At 70.5% G+C, this 23,803-nt stretch carries 19 protein-coding genes; 11 read left to right on the top strand and 8 right to left on the bottom strand.

Annotated elements, in window-relative coordinates:
• Nucleotides 1-274: 274 nt before the first annotated feature.
• Nucleotides 275-1,057: a putative protein N(5)-glutamine methyltransferase gene (locus AV521_RS05495; protein WP_076084202.1), complete on the top strand. Its 783-nt coding sequence runs from the start codon at nucleotides 275-277 to the stop codon at nucleotides 1,055-1,057.
• Here AV521_RS05495 and AV521_RS05500 read toward each other — a convergent pair whose 3' ends face one another.
• Nucleotides 1,058-3,139 carry a SpoIIE family protein phosphatase gene (locus AV521_RS05500; RefSeq protein WP_107480818.1) on the bottom strand — a complete coding sequence of 694 codons (2,082 nt, stop codon included), beginning with the start codon at nucleotides 3,137-3,139 and terminating at the stop codon, nucleotides 1,058-1,060.
• Between the two features lie 326 nt (nucleotides 3,140-3,465).
• Here AV521_RS05500 and AV521_RS05505 point away from each other — a divergent pair, with 326 nt between their 5' ends.
• Together AV521_RS05505 and AV521_RS05510 are read left to right on the top strand one after the other, a co-directional pair.
• Complete coding sequence (locus tag AV521_RS05505) at nucleotides 3,466-4,347, top strand: hypothetical protein (RefSeq protein WP_076084204.1); 882 nt, start codon at nucleotides 3,466-3,468, stop codon at nucleotides 4,345-4,347.
• Between the two features lie 95 nt (nucleotides 4,348-4,442).
• Nucleotides 4,443-4,814, top strand: coding sequence for a hypothetical protein (locus AV521_RS05510; protein ID WP_076084206.1), 372 nt, complete (start codon nucleotides 4,443-4,445; stop codon nucleotides 4,812-4,814).
• 12 nt (nucleotides 4,815-4,826) lie between these two features.
• Here AV521_RS05510 and AV521_RS05515 read toward each other — a convergent pair whose 3' ends face one another.
• The gene (locus tag AV521_RS05515) at nucleotides 4,827-5,240 is read right to left on the bottom strand and encodes a tautomerase family protein (protein WP_076084208.1); all 414 of its coding nucleotides are present in this window, start codon (nucleotides 5,238-5,240) and stop codon (nucleotides 4,827-4,829) included.
• Nucleotides 5,241-5,399: 159 nt separating this feature from the next.
• Between AV521_RS05515 and AV521_RS05520 the strand changes: the two genes are divergently transcribed.
• A complete protein-coding gene (locus tag AV521_RS05520) occupies nucleotides 5,400-7,415 on the top strand; it encodes an NADPH-dependent 2,4-dienoyl-CoA reductase (protein WP_076084210.1) in 2,016 nt (671 codons plus the stop codon).
• A gap of 22 nt (nucleotides 7,416-7,437) precedes the next feature.
• Nucleotides 7,438-7,983 (top strand): PadR family transcriptional regulator, encoded by a 546-nt coding sequence (locus AV521_RS05525; protein WP_076084212.1) that lies wholly within the window; start codon nucleotides 7,438-7,440, stop codon nucleotides 7,981-7,983.
• A gap of 43 nt (nucleotides 7,984-8,026) precedes the next feature.
• Here AV521_RS05525 and AV521_RS05530 read toward each other — a convergent pair whose 3' ends face one another.
• Nucleotides 8,027-8,593 (bottom strand): hypothetical protein, encoded by a 567-nt coding sequence (locus AV521_RS05530; RefSeq protein ID WP_076084738.1) that lies wholly within the window; start codon nucleotides 8,591-8,593, stop codon nucleotides 8,027-8,029.
• A gap of 181 nt (nucleotides 8,594-8,774) precedes the next feature.
• Entirely contained in the window at nucleotides 8,775-9,746 is a 972-nt protein-coding gene (locus tag AV521_RS05535) for a fibronectin type III domain-containing protein (RefSeq protein ID WP_076084214.1), read from the bottom strand.
• A 513-nt stretch (nucleotides 9,747-10,259) separates the two neighbouring features.
• On the opposite strand from AV521_RS05535, the gene AV521_RS05540 reads away from it, so the two are divergent.
• Nucleotides 10,260-10,961: a glycoside hydrolase family 75 protein gene (locus tag AV521_RS05540; RefSeq protein ID WP_076084740.1), complete on the top strand. Its 702-nt coding sequence runs from the start codon at nucleotides 10,260-10,262 to the stop codon at nucleotides 10,959-10,961.
• A gap of 22 nt (nucleotides 10,962-10,983) precedes the next feature.
• Here AV521_RS05540 and AV521_RS05545 read toward each other — a convergent pair whose 3' ends face one another.
• The 4 genes from AV521_RS05545 to AV521_RS49100 all read right to left on the bottom strand — a co-directional run bounded on the left by AV521_RS05545 (nucleotide 10,984) and on the right by AV521_RS49100 (nucleotide 13,725).
• Nucleotides 10,984-11,394: a PTS-dependent dihydroxyacetone kinase phosphotransferase subunit DhaM gene (locus AV521_RS05545; protein WP_076084216.1), complete on the bottom strand. Its 411-nt coding sequence runs from the start codon at nucleotides 11,392-11,394 to the stop codon at nucleotides 10,984-10,986.
• A gap of 2 nt (nucleotides 11,395-11,396) precedes the next feature.
• On the bottom strand, nucleotides 11,397-11,996 hold the full coding sequence (gene dhaL, locus AV521_RS05550) for a dihydroxyacetone kinase subunit DhaL (protein ID WP_076084219.1): 600 nt from the start codon (nucleotides 11,994-11,996) through the stop codon (nucleotides 11,397-11,399).
• 63 nt (nucleotides 11,997-12,059) lie between these two features.
• Complete coding sequence (gene dhaK / locus AV521_RS05555; protein ID WP_076084222.1) at nucleotides 12,060-13,052, bottom strand: dihydroxyacetone kinase subunit DhaK; 993 nt, start codon at nucleotides 13,050-13,052, stop codon at nucleotides 12,060-12,062.
• Between the two features lie 493 nt (nucleotides 13,053-13,545).
• Nucleotides 13,546-13,725 (bottom strand): hypothetical protein, encoded by a 180-nt coding sequence (locus AV521_RS49100; RefSeq protein ID WP_076084225.1) that lies wholly within the window; start codon nucleotides 13,723-13,725, stop codon nucleotides 13,546-13,548.
• 432 nt (nucleotides 13,726-14,157) lie between these two features.
• Between AV521_RS49100 and AV521_RS05565 the strand changes: the two genes are divergently transcribed.
• Genes AV521_RS05565 through sbnA form a run of 5 tightly spaced genes read left to right on the top strand, consistent with a single transcriptional unit; the run spans nucleotide 14,158 to nucleotide 23,156 of the window.
• A complete protein-coding gene (locus AV521_RS05565) occupies nucleotides 14,158-16,737 on the top strand; it encodes a Pls/PosA family non-ribosomal peptide synthetase (RefSeq protein WP_076084229.1) in 2,580 nt (859 codons plus the stop codon).
• A gap of 13 nt (nucleotides 16,738-16,750) precedes the next feature.
• A complete protein-coding gene (locus tag AV521_RS05570) occupies nucleotides 16,751-20,002 on the top strand; it encodes an amino acid adenylation domain-containing protein (protein ID WP_076084232.1) in 3,252 nt (1,083 codons plus the stop codon).
• A 41-nt stretch (nucleotides 20,003-20,043) separates the two neighbouring features.
• Entirely contained in the window at nucleotides 20,044-21,048 is a 1,005-nt protein-coding gene (locus tag AV521_RS05575; RefSeq protein WP_076084236.1) for a TauD/TfdA family dioxygenase, read from the top strand.
• Nucleotides 21,045-22,115: a 2,3-diaminopropionate biosynthesis protein SbnB gene (gene sbnB, locus AV521_RS05580; protein WP_076084239.1), complete on the top strand. Its 1,071-nt coding sequence runs from the start codon at nucleotides 21,045-21,047 to the stop codon at nucleotides 22,113-22,115. The genes AV521_RS05575 and sbnB overlap by 4 nt, the downstream gene beginning before the upstream one ends.
• A gap of 36 nt (nucleotides 22,116-22,151) precedes the next feature.
• Nucleotides 22,152-23,156 carry a 2,3-diaminopropionate biosynthesis protein SbnA gene (gene sbnA / locus AV521_RS05585; protein WP_076084242.1) on the top strand — a complete coding sequence of 335 codons (1,005 nt, stop codon included), beginning with the start codon at nucleotides 22,152-22,154 and terminating at the stop codon, nucleotides 23,154-23,156.
• Nucleotides 23,157-23,803: the final 647 nt, after the last annotated feature.

Consider the following 23,803-nt stretch of genomic DNA (forward strand, 5'->3'; position numbering starts at 1 on the left):
GCGCCGTGCGAGCCGTCATCCGTCTTTTCGCGACTCCGCTTCTCCGCAATTCCACGCAGCCGGCGGGCAATCGTGTCCGGCGCCGAGTGCACGGCCGTTGGGGTAGGGTGGCCGTCCGGTCGCGGACGGACGCGGCCCTGATCGCCGAGGAGGTGGGACCCATCACCGCAGTGTCAGCCGGGGTGCTCTCCCCTCAGAACGGCGCGGTGCACCGGCAGCGGTGACCGCGGGAGCGCCCGCAAGGTCTCGCGCTCCCGAAAGGCTCTCGGCCTCCATGCCCTCACCTTCTGCTTCCCCTTCCGCCGTCGTCTCCGCGCTGCGCGCCGCCGGGTGCGTCTTCGCCGAGGACGAGGCGGAGTTGATCCTCGCCACCGCCCGCACCGCCGAGGAAGTGACCTCGATGGTGGACCGGCGCGTCGCCGGGCTCCCGCTCGAACAGGTCCTCGGCTGGGCCCGGTTCCACGGACTGCGCGTGGTGGTGGAACCCGGGGTGTTCGTCCCCCGCCGCCGTACCGAGTTCCTGATCGACCGGGCGCTGGCCCAGGCGCCGCGGGCGACCGTGGTCGTCGACCTGTGCTGCGGCTCCGGCGCCCTCGGCGCGGCCCTCGCCGCCGCTCTGCACGGCGCCGAGGTGCACGCCGCCGACATCGATCCCGCTGCCGTACGCTGCGCCGGGCGCAATCTCGCCCCGTACGGTGGCCTGGCTCACGAGGGCGACCTCTACGACGCGCTGCCCGCCGCCCTGCGCGGCCGTGTCGGCATCCTCACCGCCAACGTGCCCTACGTCCCCACCGTCGACCTGCCCCTGCTGCCGGCGGAGGCCCGCGACCACGAACCCCGCGTCGCCCTGGACGGCGGCGCGGACGGCCTGGACGTGCTGCGCCGGGTGGCCGCCGGGGCCGCCGAGTGGCTCGCGCCGGGCGGCTGTCTGCTGACCGAGACGAGCGAACGCCAGGCATCGGCCGCCGTACGGGCCGTCACCGACGCGGGTCTGACGACCTGTCTGGAGGTGTCGGAGGAACTGTCCGCGCACGTGGTGATCGGCGTACGGCCATGATCACTGAGGCAGGTGCTGCGCCCGGGCGATGAGCAGGGCGACGTCGTCGTGGTTGTCGGGGTGGTGCAGGGTGCGCAGCAGGAGGTCGCAGGTCTCCTCCAGGGGGCGGGCCGGGTCGTCGAGCAGGGACAGCAGGAAGTCCAGGCGTTCGTCCAGGGAGTGGCAGCGGGTCTCCACCAGTCCGTCGGTGTAGAAGACAAGCTCGTCGCCGGGCTCGAAGTCGACGGTGACGGTGGAGAACTGCACCCCGCCCACGCCCAGCGGCACTCCGGTGGGCAGGTCGAGCAGTTCCGGCGGCCGGCCCTGGCGGACCCGGGCCGGCGGCAAATGGCCGGCGTTGGCGATCCGGCACTGCCGCAGATGCGGATCGTGGACGGCGTACACACAGGTCGCGATCGAGTGGTCCAGGTCCGAGGTCGTCTTGTCCAGGTGCTCCAGCAGCCGGGCCGGGTCGAGGTCGAGGGCGGCCAGCGTGGTCGTCGCCGTGCGCAGCCGACCCATGGTCGCGGCCGCGTTTATCCCGCTGCCCATCACATCGCCCACCACGAGCGCGGTCTTTCCGCCCTCCAGCGGGATGACGTCGAACCAGTCACCACCGACCTCGCTCGTGGCACCGGCGGGCTGATAGCGGGAGGCCACCTCCAGAGCCGTCGTGACCGGCGGGCTGCTGGGCAGCAGGCTGCGCTGCAGCGTGAGGGCGGTGTTACGGGCGTTCTGGTACCAGCGCGCGTTGTCGATCTGGACGGCCGCGCGGGCGGCCAGCTCCCGGGCGAGCACCACGTCGTCCTCGCCGAACGGCTCCGGATTGCGGGTCCGTTTGAGGTCCAGGGCGCCGAGCACCTCACCGCGGGCGATCAGCGGTACCGCGAGATACGAGTGCAGTCCCGCCCGGCCGAGCAGGTCGGCCGCCTCGGCGGAGCGGGCGATGAGCGGCAGGTCCGCGTCCTTCACCTGCGGCACCAGCACCGCCTCGCCCGAGCGCACGCACTCGGTGACCAGGCGGTCGGGGGCATAGCGGGCGATCAGGCCGGGCGGGTCGGCGGCCCGTACGGCGTCGGAGCCGTCCTGCGGCCGCACCGCGAGGGCCCGGATCACCGCCGCCTCCGACGGGCCGAGCGTGCTGGGCCGGCCCTCCACCACCGAGTCCAGCAGGTCCACCGCGGCCACGTCGGCGAGTTCCGGTACCGCTACCTCGGCCAACTCGCAGGCGGTGCGGTCCAGTTCGAGTGTCGTACCGATCCGGGTGGAGGCGTCGGCGATGACCGCGAGCCGGTTCCGGGCGGCCTCCGCCTGCAGGGCGGCCCGGTGCTGCTCGGTGATGTCGACCACCGTGACCGCGACACCGAGCACATTGCCCATGGCGTCCTCAAGCCGGTACAGCGAGTGCGCCCAGGTGTGGTCCTCGTCCGGATCGGCGGGGGTACGGCCGACCAGCGTGTTGTCGATCACCGGCACACCGGTGTCCAGCACCCGCCGGGCGTCGGCCAGCATGGGCTCGGAGTTCAGCAGGGGGAGGACCTCGCGCAGGGTCCGTCCCACGTGATCGGCGGCCGGCACCCCGTTGATCTTCTCCAGGGCCGGGTTGACCGAGACGTACCGCAGCCCGGTGTCCAGGACGGCGTATCCGATCGGTGACTGCTTCACCATCCGCTCGGACAGCGCCACGTCCTGCTCCAGGCGTCGTACGGTCGACTGGTCGGCGGCGAGCCCCAGCGCGTACACCTCACCGCGGTCGTCCAGCAGCCGCATGTTGCGGAACTCCACCAGACGGGTGCTGCCGTCCTTGTGCCGGACCGGGAAGCCGCCCGCCCAGCTCTGCCCGGTGCGCATCACATCGGCGAAGAGCTTGCCGACCAGCTCCCAGTGCTGCTCCTGGACCATGAGCCGGGCGGCGAACCGGCCGAGGGCCTCCCCTGCGCTGTAGCCGAACAGCTCCTCCGCCTGCGGGCTCCACAGCACGATCCGGCCGGTGGTGTCCAGCACCACCGACGCGACGCCCAGCACGTCGAGCAGACCCCCGGGCCGCACCGGTCCGAGCACGGGCTCACCGCGCTCCGGCACCGGAGCCTCGGCTGCACTCATGCCTGCACCGCCTTCGCCCGTTCGCACCACACGTCGGCCCCTGTGCCGACTCCCCTTGATCCAACGCGCTCAATCCCGACTCCCCGACGCCTCGCCGGTTACCTCCACCATCTCTCACCACAGCCGTGCACGTCCGTCGAAGCCGGCTCGCCGGGGCCGGACTCCTTCCCGGACATCCTGCACGCCCGTTCGGCGGACCGGGAGAGTTCACGCTCATGTTGCCGGATTGGTCTGTACATGACTAACACGCCACGCCAGACTGTCCGCCGACCGAGTGCCACCGCCCAACCGCCCTGTGTCCCCACCGCCCGTCCGAGGAGTCGGCCATGCCCGCGTTCGCCCGGCAACGTTGTCACGCAGTTCTCGCCGGACTCGTCACCCTCGCCACCGCCGCCGTCGTGTCCCTCGCCCAACCGGTGCCCGCCTCCGCGGCCGACACCTGGACCGAGACCGGCTCCGACCGCGCCGACCCGCTCACCGAGAGCCAGGGGCTGGCCTCCGTCGAGGTCCCGGCGAACAGCCCCAACCGCTACACCGGTATCGGCACCATCCCCCTCAGCGTCTCAAGCCGCGGCTGGAACCACGTCGGCGACCCCGACGCCTCGTACAACGGCTACTACATCGAGCCCTACCAGCAGGATTCCGGCAACTCGAAGATGTACCGGGTGCAGGCGCCCGACGGCACCTGGTCGGAGTACGTCCACACGCTGAGCCCCGGCGAGGCCCTGAACAACTCCTGGGACGCGATCTCGCCCGACGGCCAGTGGATGCTCTCCGGCGAGTGGGGCACGATGAACCGCCTGCTGGTCTTCCCGACCCCCGGCGTCAACCCGGGCACCTCGCCCTCGGCGAACCTCCCGCAGGTCTCGCAGGTCAACCTGGACCACGCCGTCCGTGACGTCCAGGGCTGCGACTTCTCCGGCCCCACCACGCTGCTGTGCTCCTCCGACGACCCGGACGGCAGCCTCTTCGGCATGACCAAGCCGCTGCTCCAGATCGACCTGTCGACCCCGCCGAACGGCTCCGGCGACGTCACCGGCCATGTCACGGCCCTGCGCCAGCTGCCGCTGCGCAGTTCCTGCTCCGGCACCTTCGAGGTGGAGGGCATCGACTACGACCGCCGTACCGGCATCCTGCGCGTGATCGTGATGTCGCCCGGCTTCTGCATCCTGACCGACAGCAAGACGTACAAGTTCTCCCGCGGCTGAGGTGTGCCGGCCGGCCGGTGGTGCTTTCCTGGGGATGGACGCGGTTCGGCGGGGTACCCCGTTCCACCGCGGCGCGGCCACGAAAGGAGCGATCAATGGAACACACGGCACGGTCGCATCCGGAAACCGTCACGGTGGAGATCAGCGGTTCCAAGGAGGACGCCCGTCTCGTCTTCGACGCGCTGAGCACCTGCTTCGCGTCCGACCGGAGCCCGGACGAGATCCCGCAGCAGCTCCACGAGATCCGGCCGATGGTATGGCTCGGCACGTACGACATCGCCGAGGAGCACGGACCGCACTGCCCGCCGGTCCATCTCGGCGCGTCCGTCCAGGCGGACGTCCAGGGTGGCTACTGGGCCGTGGACCGGTTCCGGCACACCCTGGACTCGCTGTTCACCGTGGAGGAGACCTGCACGGCCTCGGGCGACCAGGAGCGGGACCTGCATCTGCTGCTGCAGAGCCGCTGACCCCCTTCCGTCCTATGGCAGCGCCCCGGCCGGCTCTGTGTCGGCCGGGGCGTACTGCGCCTCGCCGTCGCCGAAGGACCAGTCGACGGACGTGTTCTCGGTGACGGTGACGACGACATTGTGCGGCTCGGTGCCGGTGCGCTCGTGCACCAGCTCGGCGATCCGCCGGTACAGCGCGCGCTTCTGCTCCGGGGAGCGCCCGGAGCGCATCGTGACGGCCACGAGCACCACCGAGTCGTCCTTGCGCAGGCCCAGGTAGTCGTCGTGGCGCAGGGTGCTGGTGACGCTGTCGTGGCCGGTCAGTACCTGGAAACGGTCGTCGGGCGGCACGCCGAGCGTCTCCACCAGGGCGTCCTGGACGGCCCGGCCGAGCGCGTCGAGCCGGGCGGGGTCGGTACCGAGCGCGTCTATCCGGACGAAGGGCATGGCGAGGGGTCCTTTCGGAGCGGGTGTGGACCGGTTCTCGTGTACATACTAGTAGGTACAGAGTGGCTGGTGTCACCCTCCAGTGCTTGTGCAACTAGTTGCATAAACGGAGGGCTTCCTCTACAACAAGAGGCGATGACACCGCGCACGGAGGGCCCGATGAGCCGTTACCCGCACCTGATGAGCCCGCTCGACCTGGGCTTCACCACCCTGCCCAACCGCGTCCTCATGGGCTCCATGCACGTCGGCCTGGAGGAGGCCGAGCGCGGCTTCGAGCGGATGGCGGCCTTCTACGCGGCCCGCGCACGCGGCGGGGTGGGTCTCATCGTCACCGGCGGCATCGCGCCCAACGACGAGGGCCGGCCGTACCCGGGTGGCGCCCGGCTCACCACCGAGGCGGAGGCCGAGCAGCACAAGGCCGTCACCGAGGCCGTGCACCGCGAAGGCGGCCGGATCGCGATGCAGATCCTGCACTTCGGGCGGTACGCCTACCATCAGGACCTCGTCGCGCCCAGCCCGCTGCAGGCGCCGATCAGCCCCTTCGTGCCGCGTGAGCTGAGCGACGCGGACATCGAGCGGACCATCGACGACTACGCCCGCGCCGCCCGCCTGGCCCGGCAGGCCGGCTACGACGGCGTGGAGATCATGGGCTCCGAGGGCTATCTCATCAACGAGTTCATCGCCCGGCAGACCAACCGGCGCACCGACCGCTGGGGCGGCTCCTACGAGAACCGGACGCGCTTCCCGGTCGAGATCGTCAAGCGGGTGCGCGAGGCGGTCGGTGAGGACTTCATCGTCATCTACCGCCTCTCCATGCTGGATCTGGTCCCGGGCGGCTCCTCGCTCCAGGAGGTGATCACCCTCGGCAAGGCGGTCGAGGCAGCCGGGGCGACGATCATCAACACCGGCATCGGCTGGCACGAGGCCCGTATCCCCACCATCGCCACCTCGGTGCCGCGCGGCGCCTACACCTGGGTCACCAAGAAGCTCATGGGCGAGGTGTCCGTGCCGCTGGTGACCACCAACCGCATCAACACCCCCGAGCTGGCGGAGGAGTTGCTCGCCGAGGGCTGTGCCGACATGGTGTCGATGGCCCGGCCGATGCTCGCCGATCCCGACTTCGTCGCCAAGGCCGCGGCCGGGACGCCGCAGGCCATCAACACCTGCATCGGCTGCAACCAGGCCTGCCTCGACCACACCTTCAGCGGCAAGATCACCTCCTGCCTGGTCAACCCGCGCGCCTGCCACGAGACCGAGCTGGTGCTCTCGCCGACCCGGCTGAAGAAGCGCGTCGCCGTCGTCGGCGCCGGCCCGGCCGGCCTCGCCTGCGCGGTGAGCGCCGCCGAACGCGGCCACGAGGTCACGCTCTTCGACGCCGCGAGCGAGGTCGGCGGCCAGCTCAACGTGGCTCGCAAGGTTCCCGGCAAGCAGGAGTTCGACGAGACGCTGCGCTACTTCCGCCACCAGCTCGATGCCCACGGCGTCGACGTACGCCTCGGCACCTGGGCCACCGCCGAGACGGTCGCCGGCTACGACGAGGTCGTCGTCGCCACCGGCGTCACCCCGCGCACCCCGGACATCCCAGGCGTCGACCACCCCCGCGTCCTCGGCTACCTCGACGTGCTGCAGGGCGGTGCCCCCGTCGGCGACCGGGTCGCCATCCTCGGCGCCGGCGGCATCGGCTTCGACGTCGCCGAGTACCTCACCGACGGCGGCGACAAGGCGAGCCAGGACCCGCGGACGTACTTCCGCGCCTGGGGCGTCGACATGGACTACCAGGAGCCGGGCGGCCTCGCCGCACCCCAGCGGCCCGCCCCGCCGCGCCAGGTCCATCTGCTCCAGCGCAAGACCACCAAGGTCGGCGCGGGCCTCGGCAAGACCACCGGCTGGATCCACCGCACCGAGCTGAAGCACCGCGGCGTGACCATGGTCCCGGGCGTCCGCTACGACCGGATCGACGACGCCGGCCTGCACATCACCGTCGGCGAGGAGAGCACGGTCCTGGAGGTCGACACGGTGGTCCTGTGCACCGGCCAGGAGCCGCGCCGCGGCCTGTACGACGAGCTGGCCGCCGCCGGGCGCAGCGTCCATCTGATCGGCGGTGCGGACGTGGCGGCCGAACTGGACGCCAAGCGGGCCATCAAGCAGGGTACCGAGGTCGCTGCCGCCCTCTAGGCGCCGTCCCTAGGATGAATCCATGTCACTCCCGCACGCGATCCTCACCGCCCTGCTGGAAAGGCCGTCGTCGGGACTGGAACTGACCCGCCGGTTCGACAAGTCGATCGGCTACTTCTGGTCCGCGACGCACCAGCAGATCTATCGCGAGCTGGGGAGACTGGAGGCCGAGGGGCTCATCCGCACGCTGCCGTCCGAGCAGCCGGCCCGCGGGCAGAAGAAGAGCTACGAGGTCCTGCCCGCGGGCCGCGCCGAACTGGCCCGCTGGACCGCCGCCGCACAGGACCCGAAGCCCCAGCGGGACGTGCTCCTGCTGCGGCTGCGGGCCTCGGCGGTGGTCGGCACGGCGGGCCTGGAAGCGGATCTGCGCCGCCATCTGGAGCTGCACCAGCGGCAGTTGGCCGAGTACCAGGAGATCGAGAAGCGTGACTTCCCGCCGGACCGGGACGCCCCCGAGGACCGGCTGCGCCACCTCGTGCTGCGGGCCGGCATCGACCTGGAGACCTTCTGGACCCAGTGGCTCACCCACGCCCTGACGGAGTTCTCCACACTGCCCGACACCGACTGAGCCCCGCGCTCGCAGCCGGTGGTTCAGAGTCGGTTACGGCCGCTCAGAGCCGGTACGGCTTCGAACGGCGGTGCAGATACCAGCCCGTGGCGATCACTCCAATGCTCATCAGCACGGCGCCGATGCCCAGCGTCAGCGGCCTGTGTTCGCGCACGGCGCCGCCCAGGCCGCCCAGCACGCCACGGGAGGGTGCCGCGGAGGACGTCGACGAGGCCGTGGGTGCCGAGGAGGGCCGGCCCGAGGACGTCTGCCCCGAGGGCGTAACGATCACCGCCTGGGCGCCCGCTGTGCTGCCGCTGGAGCAGATCACCACCACGGCGTACGTCCCCGGGCTCACCCCCGTCCAGGCCGCGGACTGGCTGACGGGCGTGCCCGCCAGAGCCGACTGCCGGCCCTGCGCGAAGTTCGCCTGCCGGCCGGTGAGCAGCGCCGCGTTGCCCCAGCCGCCGTTGATCCGGGTGCACGCGCTCGTGACCACCGAGACGGTGGACCCGGAGGCGCTGACGGAGATGCCCGAGGCCGCGGCGGACGAGCCGGCGAGGGAGGCCGGCAGCGCCGCGGCGGTCACCAGGGCCAGACCGGAGCGGACGAGGAGTCGCGAGGTGTGCATGGGCCGGCCTCCGGTGGCACGGTCGGCGGTACGTCCCATGCGCCGCCGGGGGTCGGGAAACGTCCGTGCCGCCTGGGCAGCAGCCAACGTGGCCAGGGGTGGGCCCGCACCCGGGAGACGCCCGGCCAGGTGACGAAGTCCTCCGACCGGCGCAGGGCGCAACGCCGTTGGGATGCGCCCGTCAGCCGCCCGTGGTCACCTTCCGCTCCGCCGACCAGCCGCCCCAGGTGCCGTCGGGCAGCCGGGCCCGCAGCCGCACCCGGTGTTCCTCGCCCGAGCTCCGGCCGACGTAGAAGCTGTAGTCCGCCCGGCCGGGCGGAGGTGTACCGCCCCACACCAGTGAGGTGGCCGAAGTGCCGTCCAGCTGGATCCCGTACTCGGTGATCAACCCGTCCACCGGCGGCGGGTCCCAGGACAGGTCGATGTAGTACGCCCCGTCGGCCCGGTGGGTCCGCACAGTGAACCCCGTGGGTGCGGTGCTGCGGCCGTCGTCGGTGCCCGGGGTGGTGAGGCGGACCGGGGCGCTCGTGGGGGAGAGGTTGTCGGCGGCGTCGCGGGCCCGCACCGTGAAGACGTAGCCGGTGCCCGGGCGCAGCCCGGTGACCACGGCCGCGGTCTGGTTCCCGCCGACGCTGTGGATCTTCGCTCCGCCCTGGTACACGTCGTACGACACCACACCCCGGTCGTCCCGGGACGCGCCCCACGACAGCTGGACCTCCCGGCTGCCCACGGCCCGCCCGGCGGGTGTCGACGGCCGGGTCGGTGCCGAGCGGTCCGCCGCCACCATGGCCGGTGTCCGCGCCCGCACCGCCCGGCTGGGCGGGCCGAGCCGGCCCTCGGTGTCCCGGGCCCGCACGGTGAAGGCATACATGGTCGACGGCCTGAGCCTGGTGACGTCCACCATGTGCTGCGAACCCGGCACTTCCTCAACCTTCGTGGTGCCGCGATATACCTCATAGAGACGGACACCCTGGGTGTCCGGCACCTCGTTCCACATCACATGCACGCTCGTGGCACTGCCCGCCTGTGCGGTGACCCCGGTCGGCGCGCCGGGCGCCCGGCCTTCGTCGCCGTCGGCCTGGCCCCAGCCGCAGGACGTGACCAGCAACAGGGCCCCGCAGACTGGTAGAAGCGGCCAGGCAACGCGTCGCACGGCTCCGCCTCCCCGGGGACGGTGGTATGGGCATCATGTAAAAGTCCGGACCAATATGGCGCGGTGGGCGCGACACGGCAAGAGGGCCGCGTGGCCAGCGGCGTGCGGTCCTCGTCGTCGGCAGGTGCGGGGGCCCACGGTGGTGACCATCTCCGGAAGTTACGTATGCTGAGGCTCCCTACGGCTGAACTGGCCGAGAAGGCAGGGCAGTTCATGCCTGTGGCGCGGACACGCTGTCGTCGCCGATCCCGCGCCGACGCGGGTGGCCGGGGGATCCGGAGCGGCTTCGGCCCGGATCCCCGGCCCCTGTTGTCGCTCTGCTGCCACCGCTCACACTTCATCTGCTAATCCAATTAGTCCTGTTGTCCCTCACGGGGTGTCAGAAGCGTGCTCCATCCGGCCTCTTCGGTATCGCCAGGACGGCCAACTGTGCCGATGCGCATGAGAGTGGGCGGGATGTCCGTCCCGCAGGGGCCGGACATCCGTCCTGTCCCCGACGAGAGGCCCCTTATCGTGCGTGCCCCAGCCCTGACGCTGGCCGCGGCCGGTGCCACCCTGCTCGCCCCGGCCGCGCTGCCCGTCCCGGCCGCCGCCGCTCATCCCCGGGACCGGCCCGCGGCCCGCAGTGAAGGCGGTGTCGCCGCCGCCGACCTGCTGGCCCGGCTGGGCGAGTGCCAGGAGATCTCCCACGGCCGGTACAGCACCGACGAGGGCAGCCCCGCGAACGTACCCGTCTGCGGCACTCAGGACGCCGTCTTCTGGAAGGCCGACATGGACATCGACTGCGACGGACAGCCCGGCGCCCGCTGCAACCGCGGTACTGACCCGCAGTTCGCCTCGACGACCGCCTACCAGCAGTCCGACGGCCGCTATCTGAACGCCGAGACCCTGCCCTACATCGTCGTCCCGGCCCCGAGCCCCATCTGGAACCCCGAACTGGACGGCGTGCGGGGCGGATCCGTGGCCGCCGTCGTCTACCGGGACCAGGTGCAGTACGCCGTGGTCGGCGACACCGGCCCCGGCGACGTCATCGGCGAGGCCTCCTACGCCACCGCCCAGGGCCTCGGCCTGCGGCCCGACCCGAACGGTGGCGGAGCGCCCTCCGATGTCACCTACATCGTCTTCAAGAACTCCCGCGTGGACCCCATCGAGGACCACCCGGCGGCAGTGGCCGAAGGAGAGCGGCTGGCCAGGATGTTCATCGCGCGGAAATGACCAGCCGGACCCCGCGGCCGGGTCACACCTTGCGGTAGCCGTACGCCTCCGTCGCCGCTGCCTCGACCGCGTCCAGGTCGGCACCGGTGGCGGCGGTGACCACCGCGGCCACCGCGCCCTCCAGGAACGGCGCGTCCACCAGCCGTGTGCCGTCCGGCAGTTCGTCGCCCTCGGCGAGCAGCGCCTTCACGGTGAGCACGGCACTGCCGAGGTCGGTGAGCACCGCGACGCCGACACCCCGGTCCACCGCGGCCGCCGCCGCGGAGATCAGTTCGGCGCTGGTGCCGAGCCCGCCGCCCGCGGTGCCGCCGGCCGGAGCCACGGGCACCGCCGGAGCCCCGCCCGCCAGCCGCTTCGCCAGCTCGGCGACCGAGGCGGCCACCTCCGCGCTGTGCGACACCAGTACGATCCCGACCAGCTTCCCGTCGCTCACCGTCAGCCCTCCGCCGCTTCTTCGAGCGCGGCGATCAGCAGCGCCGACGAGGTGGCGCCCGGGTCCTGGTGCCCGATGCTGCGCTCGCCGAGATAACTCGCCCGGCCCTTGCGGGCCTGCAGCGGGGTGGTGGCCACCGCGCCCTCCTCGGCGGCGGTCCGCGCGGCGGCGAAACCGTCGGCGAGCGCGTCCACGGCGGGCGCCAGGGCGTCGATCATGGTCTTGTCGCCGGGGGCCGCCCCGCCGAGCGCCATCACCCCGTCCACGCCCTCGCGCAGCGCCGCGGCCAACTGCTCGGCACCGACCTCTGGAGCATCGCCGAGCGCCTTGCCGGTCCGGCGCAGCAGCGTGCCGTACAGCGGCCCGGACGCGCCGCCGACCGTCGAGATGAGCTGCCGGCCGGCCAGGGTCAGCACGGCGCCGGGGGTGCCCGGCGCCTCCTTCTCCAGGGCGGCCGTCACGGCCCTGAAACCGCGCTGCAGATTGCTGCCGTGATCGGCGTCCCCGATGGGCGAGTCGAGGGCGGTCAGGTGCTCCGCCTCACGGTCGACGGACGCGGCGGTCGCCGCCATCCAGCGGCGGAAGAAGTCGGCGTCGAGCACTGGATCTCCTTGCGTGACAGGGGTGTTGACCGGCGTGGTGCGCGTGTCGCCTCGTTCGCCCTATCACATCCCCCAGCGCAGCGCCGGGGTCTTCACCGGCGCGTCCCACAGCCGCAGCAGCTCCTCGTCGACCTGGCAGAGCGTCACCGAGGCGCCCGCCATGTCCAGCGAGGTGACGTAGTTGCCGACGAGCGTGCGAGCCACGGCCACCCCACGCTCGCTGAGCACCCGCTGCACCTCGGCGTTGAAGCCGAACAGCTCCAGCAGCGGAGTGGCGCCCATGCCGTTGACCAGCACCAGCACGGGATTGCGCGGCGGCAGGTCCTCCAGGATCGTGTTCACCGCGAAGTCGGCGATCTCCCCGGAGGTCATCATCGCCCGCCGCTCGCGGCCCGGCTCGCCGTGGATGCCGATACCCAACTCCAGCTCGCCGTCCGGCAGATCGAAGGTCGGGGTGCCCTTCGCCGGCGTCGTACAGGCGCTGAGGGCCACGCCGAAGCTGCGCGAGTTCTCGTTCACCTGGCGGCCGATGGCCTCGACCCGCTCCAGCGGCTGCCCCTCGGCGGCCGCGGCGCCCGCGATCTTCTCCACGAACAGGGTCGCACCGGTGCCGCGCCGGCCGGCCGTGTAGAGGCTGTCGGTGACCGCCACGTCGTCGTTCACCAGCACCTTGGCGACCTGGATTCCCTCGTCCTCGGCCAGTTCGGCCGCCATGTCGAAGTTCAGTACGTCACCGGTGTAGTTCTTCACGACGAACAGCACCCCGGCGCCGCTGTCCACGGCGGCCGCGGCACGTGCCATCTGGTCCGGCACCGGTGAGGTGAACACCTCGCCGGGACACGCGGCCGAGAGCATCCCCGGGCCGACGAACCCGCCGTGCAGCGGCTCGTGTCCCGACCCGCCGCCGGACACCAGCGCGACCTGCCCGGCCACCGGAGCGTCCCGGCGGACGATCACCCGGTTCTCCACGTCCACGGTCAGGTCGGGATACGCGGCCGCCATCCCACGCAGCGCGTCCGCCACGACGGTCTCGGGCACGTTGATCAGCATCTTCATGGGTACCTCCGGGTGAGGCCGACAGATGGGCCTCGGACAAGTGTCTTAGCTGGTCAGGCTGGGTAAGGTCAGTTCTCGATCTTGGCGGTCCATGGCGGGCGGAAGCGGGTTCCGGCGGTCCTGATGCTGACTCAATGCTGACTTTCCTGACAGGACATCAGGTATCCCCTGGTGGTCGGTGGCGCTACGGTCGGAACCCTGCTGTCGGCAGTATCGACCTTGCGGCAGTGAAGGTCACGTGGAGTGGAGTAGATGCCTGCGGATGCCTCCTGGTGCCGTTGGCCGGCCACAGGTCGGTGTCGGTGCTACCGGCGATCTTGACGCGGACATGATGCTCGCTGGTCCGGCTTCGCAGCGGAATGAAGGACTGGCGTCATGACGGCGGCATGGGGCCTCTGACGCGTAAATAGGTGCAGGTCAGGACGGTGGCGGGTAGATCTGGGTGCCCGTCGGCCGTAGTGGTCGCCGGGTGTCCGGGTTCTGGGTGTCAGCCTCAGTCCTCGATCGGGAGGAGAGTGGACGGTCTGCGGCGGCACGAAGGAGGGGGGCGGACCAGGCCTTGGGCGCCGAGCCGGGCCATCCAGGCCGCGTCCAGGACGTCCGTCTTGCGGCCCGGCGGATTCCTGGCCTGCCGGGCCTTGTCCGGGATTACATTCACTTCCTCGGCCGGCATTGACGTGTACCTGGACGCCGCAGTCATCACGAGGCGTCACGGAAGGAAGCGGCGACGGCACACAAGGCGCCTTCGGGTGCCTCCACCGGGCGGGGCGCGCCCCCAGCGAAACTCCGTCGCTGTTTCCGCAGGTCAGTGGTGCTCGGCACGGCTTCCGGTCAGTGAACCGTCAGCATCGGTCGCAGCTGGCTCGATCAGTACAGCCGCCCCAGCCGGTCGCAGGGCTCACCGGACTCTTGCGGGGCACCTGGGGGACCGTCAAGCGGGTGACTCGCCCGCTCCGTCATCGCGGGGAACCAAGGGAATAGGGGCCAATCGCCGATTCTCCTCGTAGGGTTGAATCAATGAGGTAAGTGGCACATTGTCATCTCTCCGGACAAACTGATTCCGCCGGTTCTTGATCAGGAACATCCACGTCCTTCAGGAGATCGCATGGTGGAGCAGTCCTTCGAGGCCGTTTCGGAGCCGGACGAACCTGCCGTCGCCCTGAGCGGCACCGGCCCCAGCAGGGCGGAGACCGAGCGGAGGCTCGCGCAGACACTGGCCGACCTCCTGGGCGCCGAGCGCGTTTCGGTCGACAGCCACTTCTTCACCGACCTCGGCGCCAACTCCCTGGTCATGGCCCAGTTCTGCGCGCGGACGCGGAAGACAGCGGATCTGCCGTCCCCGTCCATGAGGGACATCTACCAGTACCCCACGATCCAAAGCCTGGCGGCGGCCCTCGGGGAGGCCGCTCCCGCTTCTGTCGATCCGGCGTTCGCTTCGCCGGCGCCTATGCCGTCGTCGGCCTCGGAGAGGCGCGGGACACGGTGGAACCATCTTCTCTGCGGAACGTTCCAGTTGCTGGTCTTCCTGGGCTACTCCCTGGTCTCCGGGTTCGTCACCGCCGCGGGTTACGAGTGGATCGCCACCGGTTCGGGCCTGGCCGACGTCTACCTGCGGTCGCTCCTGTTCGGAGGCATCGGGTTCGTCGCGCTGTGCGCGTTCCCGGTCGTCGCGAAATGGCTTCTCATCGGCCGTTGGCGACCCGGTGAGTTCCCCGTCTGGGGCCTGACGTATCTGCGCTTCTGGGTCGTCAAGGCGCTGCTTCACGCCAATCCGATGGTCTTCCTCACCGGGACGCCGCTGTACGTGCTGTATCTGCGGGCCCTCGGCGCGCGGATCGGCAAGGGAGTCACGATCCTGTCCCCCTCCGTCCCGGTCTGCACCGACCTGCTGACCATCGGCGCGGGCACGGTCATCCGCAAGGACTCGTTCTTCCTCGGCTACCGGGCCCATGCGGGACACATCCAGACCGGCCGGATCACGTTCGGCCGCGATGTCTTCGTCGGCGAGAAGACCGTCCTGGACATCGACACGTCGATGGGTCACGGTGCCCAGCTCGGCCACGCGTCCGCGCTGCACCGCGGCCAGGCGGTCCCCGACGGTGAGCACTGGCACGGATCTCCGGCCGAGCCCACACAGACCGACTACGTCAGGGTCGCTCCGGCCCGATGCGGCACCGCGCGCCGGGCCTGGTTCGGCCTCGGCACCCTGGTGCAGCTGTTCCTGCTGTACATCCCGCTGGTCGTCGGCGGGGCGTACATGCTGTTCACCGAGGTACCGGCGATCGGCAAGCGACTCGACCCGCAGACGGCCGCACTGTCCCGGTCGGAACTGCTCTCCGACGCGCTGGAGCTCTCCCTCGTGCTGTTCTTCGGATGCTTCGCCCTGGGGCTGGTGGCCCTGTACACCGTTCCGCGTCTGCTGGGTCTGGCCGTCAGGCCCGACAAGGTCTATCCGCTCTACGGATTCCACTACGCGCTGCAACGGGCCACGGCTCGCATGACGAACATCAGGTTCTTCGCCTGGCTCTTCGGTGACAGCTCCTACATCGTGCACTACCTCCGCGGACTCGGGTACGACTTGTCACGGGTCGAGCAGACCGGGTCGAACTTCGGCACCGAAGTGCAGCACGAGACGCCGCTTCTGGTCTCCGTCGGTACCGGAACGATGGTCGCCGACGGACTCTCGATCATGAACGCCGACTTCTCCAGTACGTCCTTCCGGCTGTCCCGGGTGTCGATCGGGCCGCACAACTTCCTGGGCAACAACATCGCCTATCCGGCAGGCGGCAGGACGGGGGACGACTGCCTGCTCGCGACGAAGGTGATGATCCCCCTCGACGGCGAGGTCCGTGAAGGTGTGGGGCTCCTCGGCTCACCGTGCTTCGAGATCCCCCGGTCGGTGGACCGTGACGCACGGTTCGACCATCTCAGGACGGGTGACACCCTCCGCCGCCGGCTAGCCGCGAAGAACCGCTACAACCTTCGCTCCATGCTGCTCATGCTGTTCGTGCGCTGGCTGCACACCTTCGCGCTCACCCTGTTCGCTCTCGCCTCCGTGGACCTGTACGGCGTGGTCGGACACGTGGTGATCGCCGGATACCTGGCGATCACGCTCGCCTTCTCCACCGCGTACTTCATCCTGCTGGAGCGTTGCATCACGTCGTTCCGTGCGCTGCGTCCCCGGTTGTGCTCCATCTACGACCCGTACTTCTGGTGGCACGAGCGGCTGTGGAAGGTGCCGGACCACTTCCTCAACGTCTTCAACGGAACCCCTTTCAAGAGCCTGGTCTGGCGGCTGCTGGGCGTGCGCATCGGCAGCAGGGTCTTCGACGACGGCTGCTATCTGACCGAGCGGACGCTCGCCACCATCGGCGACGAGTGCACCCTCAACGCCGGCAGCAAGATCCAGTGCCACTCGCAGGAGGACGGCACCTTCAAGTCCGACGGCACCACACTCGGCGCCGGCTGCACGCTGGGCGTCGGCGCCCATGTGCACTACGGCGTGACCATGGGCGACGGCTCGGTGCTGGCACCCGATTCCTTCCTCATGAAGGGAGAGGAAGTCCCCCGGAACGCACAGTGGGGCGGCAATCCCGCGGTGGACATGCCGGAGAGCGGGGGCCGGTCCATCGGAACCGGCCGGGCAACGTCATCAGCCAACGCCACTGCGGCGACCGTGAGTTGAGGAAGGCAATTCGATGGGAACGCGAGTGGATCCGGACCGGGAGTTCTGGAGCCGGGTACTGACGGCCGGCGGTGTCACCACGGTGCCACGGTGGGTTCGGGAGCCGGTTCCCGGAGCAGCCGACCACGAGATGCCGGTGCCGGACGACGTGACGGAGGCGGTGCGTGAACTGGTCCGGCACCGCGGAGCGCCGGTCAGCGCGCTGATGCTGGCCGCACACCTCAAGGTGATGGCCGTGCTGTCCGGCGAGCCGGAGGTGGTCACGGGGTACACCACCGGTGTGCGCGGCGAGCCCCTGCCGTGCCGGGCGGCCGTCCCCGCGGGATCCTGGCAGGCCCTGCTGACGGCAGCCCAGCACGCCGAGGCGGAGGCTCTGGAGCACCGGGAGTTCCCGGTGGAGAAGCTACGGCGGGAACTCGGACTGACGGAGCCGCCGTACGAGGTCGTGTTCGGTCCCATCGGAGCAGACGAGACCCACGCCGACGACGGCGTCCTGCACGTGCGCTGGTCCGACCGGGGCGGACATCTGACGCTGCGCCTGCGGTACCGCACGGACGTGCTGGACGCCGCGGCGGTGGCACGTATCGGCGGCTACCACCTGACGGCGCTGCGGCTCGTGACGGCGGATCCGGACGCCGACCACACGCGGCAGAGCCTGCTGTCGGCCGACGAGGTGCAGGAGCAACTGGAAGGTCTGGCAGGGCCCCGCCGGCCGCTGCCCGACGCGCGGGCACACGAACTGTTCGAGCAGCGGGTGCGGGCGCATCCACAGGCCGTGGCGGTCGTACACGGCGAGCACCAGTGGACGTACGGCGAGCTCGACCGGCGCGCGAACACGCTGGCGCGAGCGCTGCTGGCGAGGGGCCTGGGCCGGGAAGACGTGGTCGCCGTCGTCACCGAGCGCAACCTCGACTGGCCGGCAGCGGTGCTGGCGGTGTTCAAGGCGGGCGGCGCGTACCTGCCGATCGAGCCGCACTTCCCGGCGGGCCGGATCGCGGCGACGCTGTCGCGAGCGGGGTGCCGACTGGTCCTCACCGAATCCGGCAGCACCCACACCCTCGACCAGGCGCTGGCCACCCTGCCGGGAGTCGAGAAGCTGCTGGTCGACACGGCGTACGCCGAACCGCACGCCGACGACGGCCTCGGCGTTCAGGTCGACCCCGGTCAACTCGCCTACGTCTACTTCACGTCCGGCTCCACCGGCGAGCCGAAGGGGGCGATGTGCGAGCACGCGGGGATGCTCAACCATCTCCACGCCAAGATCGACGACCTGGCGATCGATGAGGGGTGCGTGGTGGCGCAGACGGCCCCGCAGTGCTTCGACATCTCCCTGTGGCAGCTCCTGGCCGCGCTGCTGGTCGGCGGGCGGACCCTGCTGGTCGAGCAGGACGTGATCACGGACGTGGAGCGGTTCGTCGACACACTGGAGCGCGGCCGGGCCGGCGTGGCGCAGGTCGTGCCGTCCTATCTGGAGGTCGTCGTCTCGTATCTGGAGCAGCATCCGCGTACGTTGCCGGACCTGCGATGTGTGTCGGTGACCGGCGAGGCGCTGAAACGGGAACTGGCCCAGCGCTGGTTCGCGGTACAGCCGGGCATCGGGCTGCTCAACGCCTACGGGCTGACGGAGACGTCGGACGACACCAACCACGAGATCCTGCACGGAGTGCCCGACCGGGTCCTGCTCGGGCGGCCGGTCAACAACGTGCGCGTGTACGTCGTGGATGAGCATCTGTCGTTGGTACCGCTCGGCGCCCCAGGGCTGATCGCGTTCTCCGGTGTCTGCGTGGGCCGGGGGTACGTCAATGATCCCGAGCGGACCCGGGAGGCGTACCGGACGGACCCGTACCGGCCAGGTGAACGGCTCTACATGGGCGGGGACTGGGGGCGCTGGCACCCCGGGGGCAAGCTGGAGTTCCTCGGCCGCCGGGACAGTCAGGTCAAGATCCGCGGCTTCCGGATCGAGATCGGCGAGATCGAGAACTGCCTGCTGCGGGTGGACGGAGTGCGGGACGGCGCGGTGGTCGTCGCCGAGCGGTCCGGCGGCGGCAAGCAGCTGATCGCCTTCTACTCCGGCAGCCGGCGGCAGCCGGAGGCACTGCGCGAGGCCCTCGGCACGGCGCTGCCCGCCTACATGGTCCCGTCGGCCTTCCACTGGCAGGACAGCCTTCCGCTGACCGCCAACGGCAAGATCGACCGAAAGGCCCTGACCGGACTTGCCGAAGCGTCGGCGCCGGAAAGGGAGGCGGGGAACGAGGCCGGCCCGCTCAGCCCGACCGAGCGGAGGCTGGCCGCGGCCTGGGCCGAGCTGCTGGGGTTGCCCGAGCAGCAGATTTGCCGCTCGGACCACTTCTTCGATTCCGGTGGTACTTCCCTGACCGCGGTCAGACTCACCCTCGCGCTCGACCGCGTGGTGTCCCTGAGGGACATCACCCGGCACCCGGTGCTCGCCGACCTGGCCGCCCTCATCGACGGCACGGCCCGGCAGCGCCCAGGGCTGCTGCTACCCCTGTCGGACGGCGGCGGTGTGCCGGAGTGCGCGTTGGTGTGCTTCCCCTACGCAGGCGGCAACGCGGTCAACTACCAGCCGATGGCGAGCGTGTTGGCGGGCCCCGGAGTGGCGGTCCTCGCCGTGGACCTCCCCGGTCACAACCTGGCCGCACCCCCCGAGCCGTTCGCGTCGATCGAGCAGGTGGCCGAGCAGGTCGCCGCCGAGATCACGGCGCGCGGCCTGACCCGGGTCATGCTGTGGGGCCATTCCTCGGGCGCCGCGCCTGCCATGGAGACAGCCCGGAGACTCCTGCAGCGAGGCGTGCGCGTGACGCGGGTGTTCCTCGGTGCGCACCTGCTCGGTACGGCCACCGACCGGCACACGGCCATCGGCGAACTCGACAGCCGCAGCGACGCCGAGATCGCGGCGCGGCTGACCGCGGACACCGGCTACACGGAACTGGCGGAGCTGAACGAGCGGCACGCCGAACACATCGGTGCGGCCTACCGGCACGACTGTCTCGGCGCACACCGCTACTTCCGCGAGGCCCTCGAAGCGCCGCCGCGGGTGAGGCTCTCCGTGCCGGTCACGGTCGTCGTCGCCGCCGACGACCCGCACACCGCCGGCTACGCCGACCACCACAGGGACTGGCTGCTCCTGGCCGAACATGTCGATCTGCACGAGCTCGCCGACGGCGGCCACTACTTCCCCCGTACCCGCCCGGCCGAGGCGGCACAGGCCGTCCTGAGCACCGTCGTACCACTTGCCTCCTCCTGAGACCCGTCGCATCCCGGGCGGTCGACCGAAAGGAATTCGAATTGCCGTTCTCATCCCTGGCATCAGCGCTCGATGTGGAGCTGCGACCGGACAGACCGGCGCTGCTGCACGTCGATCCCCTCGACGACGCCGCCAGCTGGGCGGCCGAGCACCGCGAGGCGCTGCGCGCGCAGGTCACCGAGCACGGGGCGCTGGTCGTCCGTGGGCTCGGGCTGCGGGACACCGACCAGGTCGGCGCCGTCTTCGCGCGTCTGGCCGACGGTCTGATGACGGAGAGGGAGGCCTTCGCCCCCCGTCGGGCCCACGGCCTCGGCCTGTACGCGTCCACGACCTGGCCCGCCAACCAGCCGATGTGCATGCACCACGAGCTGAGTTACCCGCTTGAGGTGCCCGGCCTGATGCTGTTCGCCTGTTTGACCGCGTCCGAGCAGGGCGGGGCGACGGCGGTGGCCGATGCCGAAGCGGTGCTGCGGGCACTGCCCACCGGGCTCACCGAACGGTTCGAGCGCGAGGGCTGGGTGCTGACCCGTACCTACAATGACGAGATCGGGGCGAGCCTGGTGGAGTCGTTCGGCACCGGCGACCGCGCCGAGATCGAGCGCTACTGCCGGGCCAACGCCATCGACTTCACCTGGCAGTCCGACGGGACACTGCGCACCGAGCAGCGCCGCAGCGCCGTCGTCCGGCACCCGCTCACCGGCCGACGCTGCTGGTTCAACCAGATCGCCTTCCTCAACGAGTGGACGCTGGCCCCGGAGGTGCGCGAGTACCTGGTGGATGTCTACGGCGAGGACGGACTGCCGTTCAACACCCGCTACGGCGACGGCGGCCTGATCGGTGAGGACGTCGTCCAGCTGATCAACTCCACCTACGAGGAGCACACCCGGCGCGAACCCTGGCAGGCCGGTGACCTGCTGCTCGTGGACAACATCCGCACCGCGCACAGCAGAGACGCCTTCATCGGAGAGCGTCAGGTGCTGGTCGGCATGGCCGAGCCCCTCCGGCCGGCCGACGACTGCCCGGCTTCGGAGGCGAGCGAGCGATGACCGACGTACTGCCGACCGCCACCCAACCGGCCACGCCCGAAGGGGCTTTTGTGCCGACGTTCGCGGTGATCAGCGGTGAACAGGTGCAGCGAGCACTGAGCGGGCGTGAGAAGCAGCTCGTGGAACTGGTCGAGGCCGCCTACCGGCTGCACGACGCCGGAGACACGGTCAACCCGCCGTCGTACTTCCTGCGCTTCCCCGACCGTCCCACGGCGCGGATCATCGCGCTGCCGGCCTCCATCGGGGGGTCGGTCCAGGTGGACGGTCTGAAGTGGATCTCCAGTTTTCCGCAGAACGTGAGTGCGGGGCTGCCGCGCGCCTCTGCGGTGCTCATCCTGAACGACCACGACACGGGCTACCCGTTCGCCTGCCTGGAGAGCTCGATCATCAGCGCCACCAGGACCGCGGCGTCCGCGGCACTGGCGGCCGACTGGCTCAGCCGTGGCCGTCCCCGCCCCACCCGTGTCGGATTCTTCGGCACAGGACTGATCGCCCGTTACATCCACACCTTCCTCAGCGGCACCGGCTGGGCCTTCGAGGCGGTCGGCGTGCACGATGTGTCCGCCGACAGTGCCACCGGCTTCCGCGGCTGTCTGCGGCAGGCCGGCACCGCCGCACCGATCACCATCCATGACAGCGCCGAAGACCTGGTCCGCGCCAGCGACCTCGTGGTGTTCGCCACCATCGCCGGGCGGCCACACGTCACCGACCCGGCCTGGTTCAGCCACAACCCCCTGGTCCTGCATGTGTCCCTGCGCGACCTCGCCCCCGAGGTCCTGCTCGGCTCGGCCAACTTCGTCGATGACGTCGAGCACTGCCTGAAGGCCGAGACATCGCCTCATCTGGTGGAACAGCTCACCGGCAACCGCGACTTCCTGAACGGAACGCTCAGTGACGTCATGGCCGCGCGCGCCGCACCGCCGGCCGACCAGCCGGTGGTCTTCTCGCCGTTCGGGCTCGGCGTCCTCGATCTGGCCGTCGGCAAGTATGTCTACGACGAGGTGTCCCGGGAGGGGAACCTCTGTGTCATCGATGACTTCTTCCACGAACTTCGCCGCTACGGCTGAGGCTCTCGTCCTCGGCCCGGCACCAGGAGGTCCATCGTGCCTGTCGTCTCGGCTCCGTACGACTTCAACCAGGGCGATCTCTTCGTCGATCTGGAGTCGATCTGCGGATACCCGCTCCATCTGAAGTGCGAGGCGTTCAACTTCGCCGGCTCCATCAAGCTCAAGGCCGCGAAGGAGATGGTGGAGAGCGCCGAACGTGACGGAATCCTGGCACCGGATTCCGTCCTCGTCGAGTCGTCCTCCGGGAATCTGGGGGTCGCGCTCAGCATGATCGCCGCGAGCAAGGGCTACCGGTTCCTGTGTGTGACGGACTCCCGGTGCAACCTCTCGACCAGACTGCTGATGGAGGCGGTCGGCAGCGAGGTGCACATCGTTGCCGACCAGGACTCCAACGGCGGCTTCCTGGGCACGCGAATCGAGTACGTCCGTACGCTGTGTGCCTCTGACGCCCGGTACGTCTGGCTCAGTCAGTACACCAATGAGGGCAACTGGTGGGCGCACTACCGCACCACGGGCCCGGAGATCGCCCGCCAGTTCCCGGAACTGGACGTCCTCTTCGTCGGGGCGGGCACCACCGGGACCCTGATGGGCTGCGCGCGCTACTTCCGGCAGTGGCACCGGCCCGTGCGGATCGTCGCCGTGGACAGCGTGGGTTCCGTGGCGTTCGGCGGCGAGCCGGGCCGCCGGATGATCCCGGGCCTCGGTATGAGCATGCGCCCGCCGCTGCTCGACGAGTCCTATGTGGACGAGGTGATCCGGGTGGAGGAGACGGACACCATCCGTATGTGTCGGCGCATGGCCAGACGCGGCTTCCTGTTCGGTGGCTCCACCGGAACGGTGGTCAGCGCGGCGACGGACTGGCTCGCGCGACATGACGTGCGTGCCGTCACCGCGGTGGCCATCGCGCCGGACCTCGGCGAGCGCTACCTCGACACCGTCTACCAGACCAACTGGCTGCAGGATCTGTACGGCGACCAGATACTCGACACCGCGGACACCGTGGACACCGCACACGCGGACACCCTGTCCCGGGAGGCCTAGGTGTGTTGTTCGGAGAGGTTCGTGGCGCGACTGGCTGGTGTTCGGCTGCTTATGCCGGTGTGGGGCACAAGAGCGTAGACGTCACGTTCGAGATCAAGCGGCATGTCCTGCCCGGATCGATCGGAAAGGCAGCCCGGGTGTTGGACATGGCGCTCGCTCGCTGCCTGACACGACATCGGGTCCTGGCTGCGTCGGCGGCCAGGACCCGAGCGTGGGACAGACCTCATCCGAGCCTCTGCTGCTGAAACTCAGGCCTGCACATCGCTGATCCTGAACTGCGGCTTCGCGCTTCGTACCCAGGTGTTGGCCGAGCCGATTGCGCGTGGCTCGGATGGCGCCGCGCAGGGCGCGGGCGGATCTCATTGGGAGCGAGGACAGACAGGGCGTCGAGGGCTTCGCCGAGGACTGCGATGTGGGCCTGGGCCGTCGCGTCGTTCCCCCTGGTCGAGGTGCGGACGGATATGTTCGTGGCGACGGTCGCCTGCGTCGCCTGAGTCGCCTGGCGACAGGGCGACCCCACCAGCGCGCGCCTCGCCCGGCGTTGAGGCCACGACCCTCGACAGCGACCACCTGTTCGCCCAGCAGCTCCACGAAGGGCTCAACCGGGACGTCCCAGTGGACCGCTTCCTGGACGTCTTCCGCACCAC

It is taken from the genome of Streptomyces sp. IMTB 2501 (assembly GCF_001953885.1).
GTDB lineage: Bacteria > Actinomycetota > Actinomycetes > Streptomycetales > Streptomycetaceae > Streptomyces.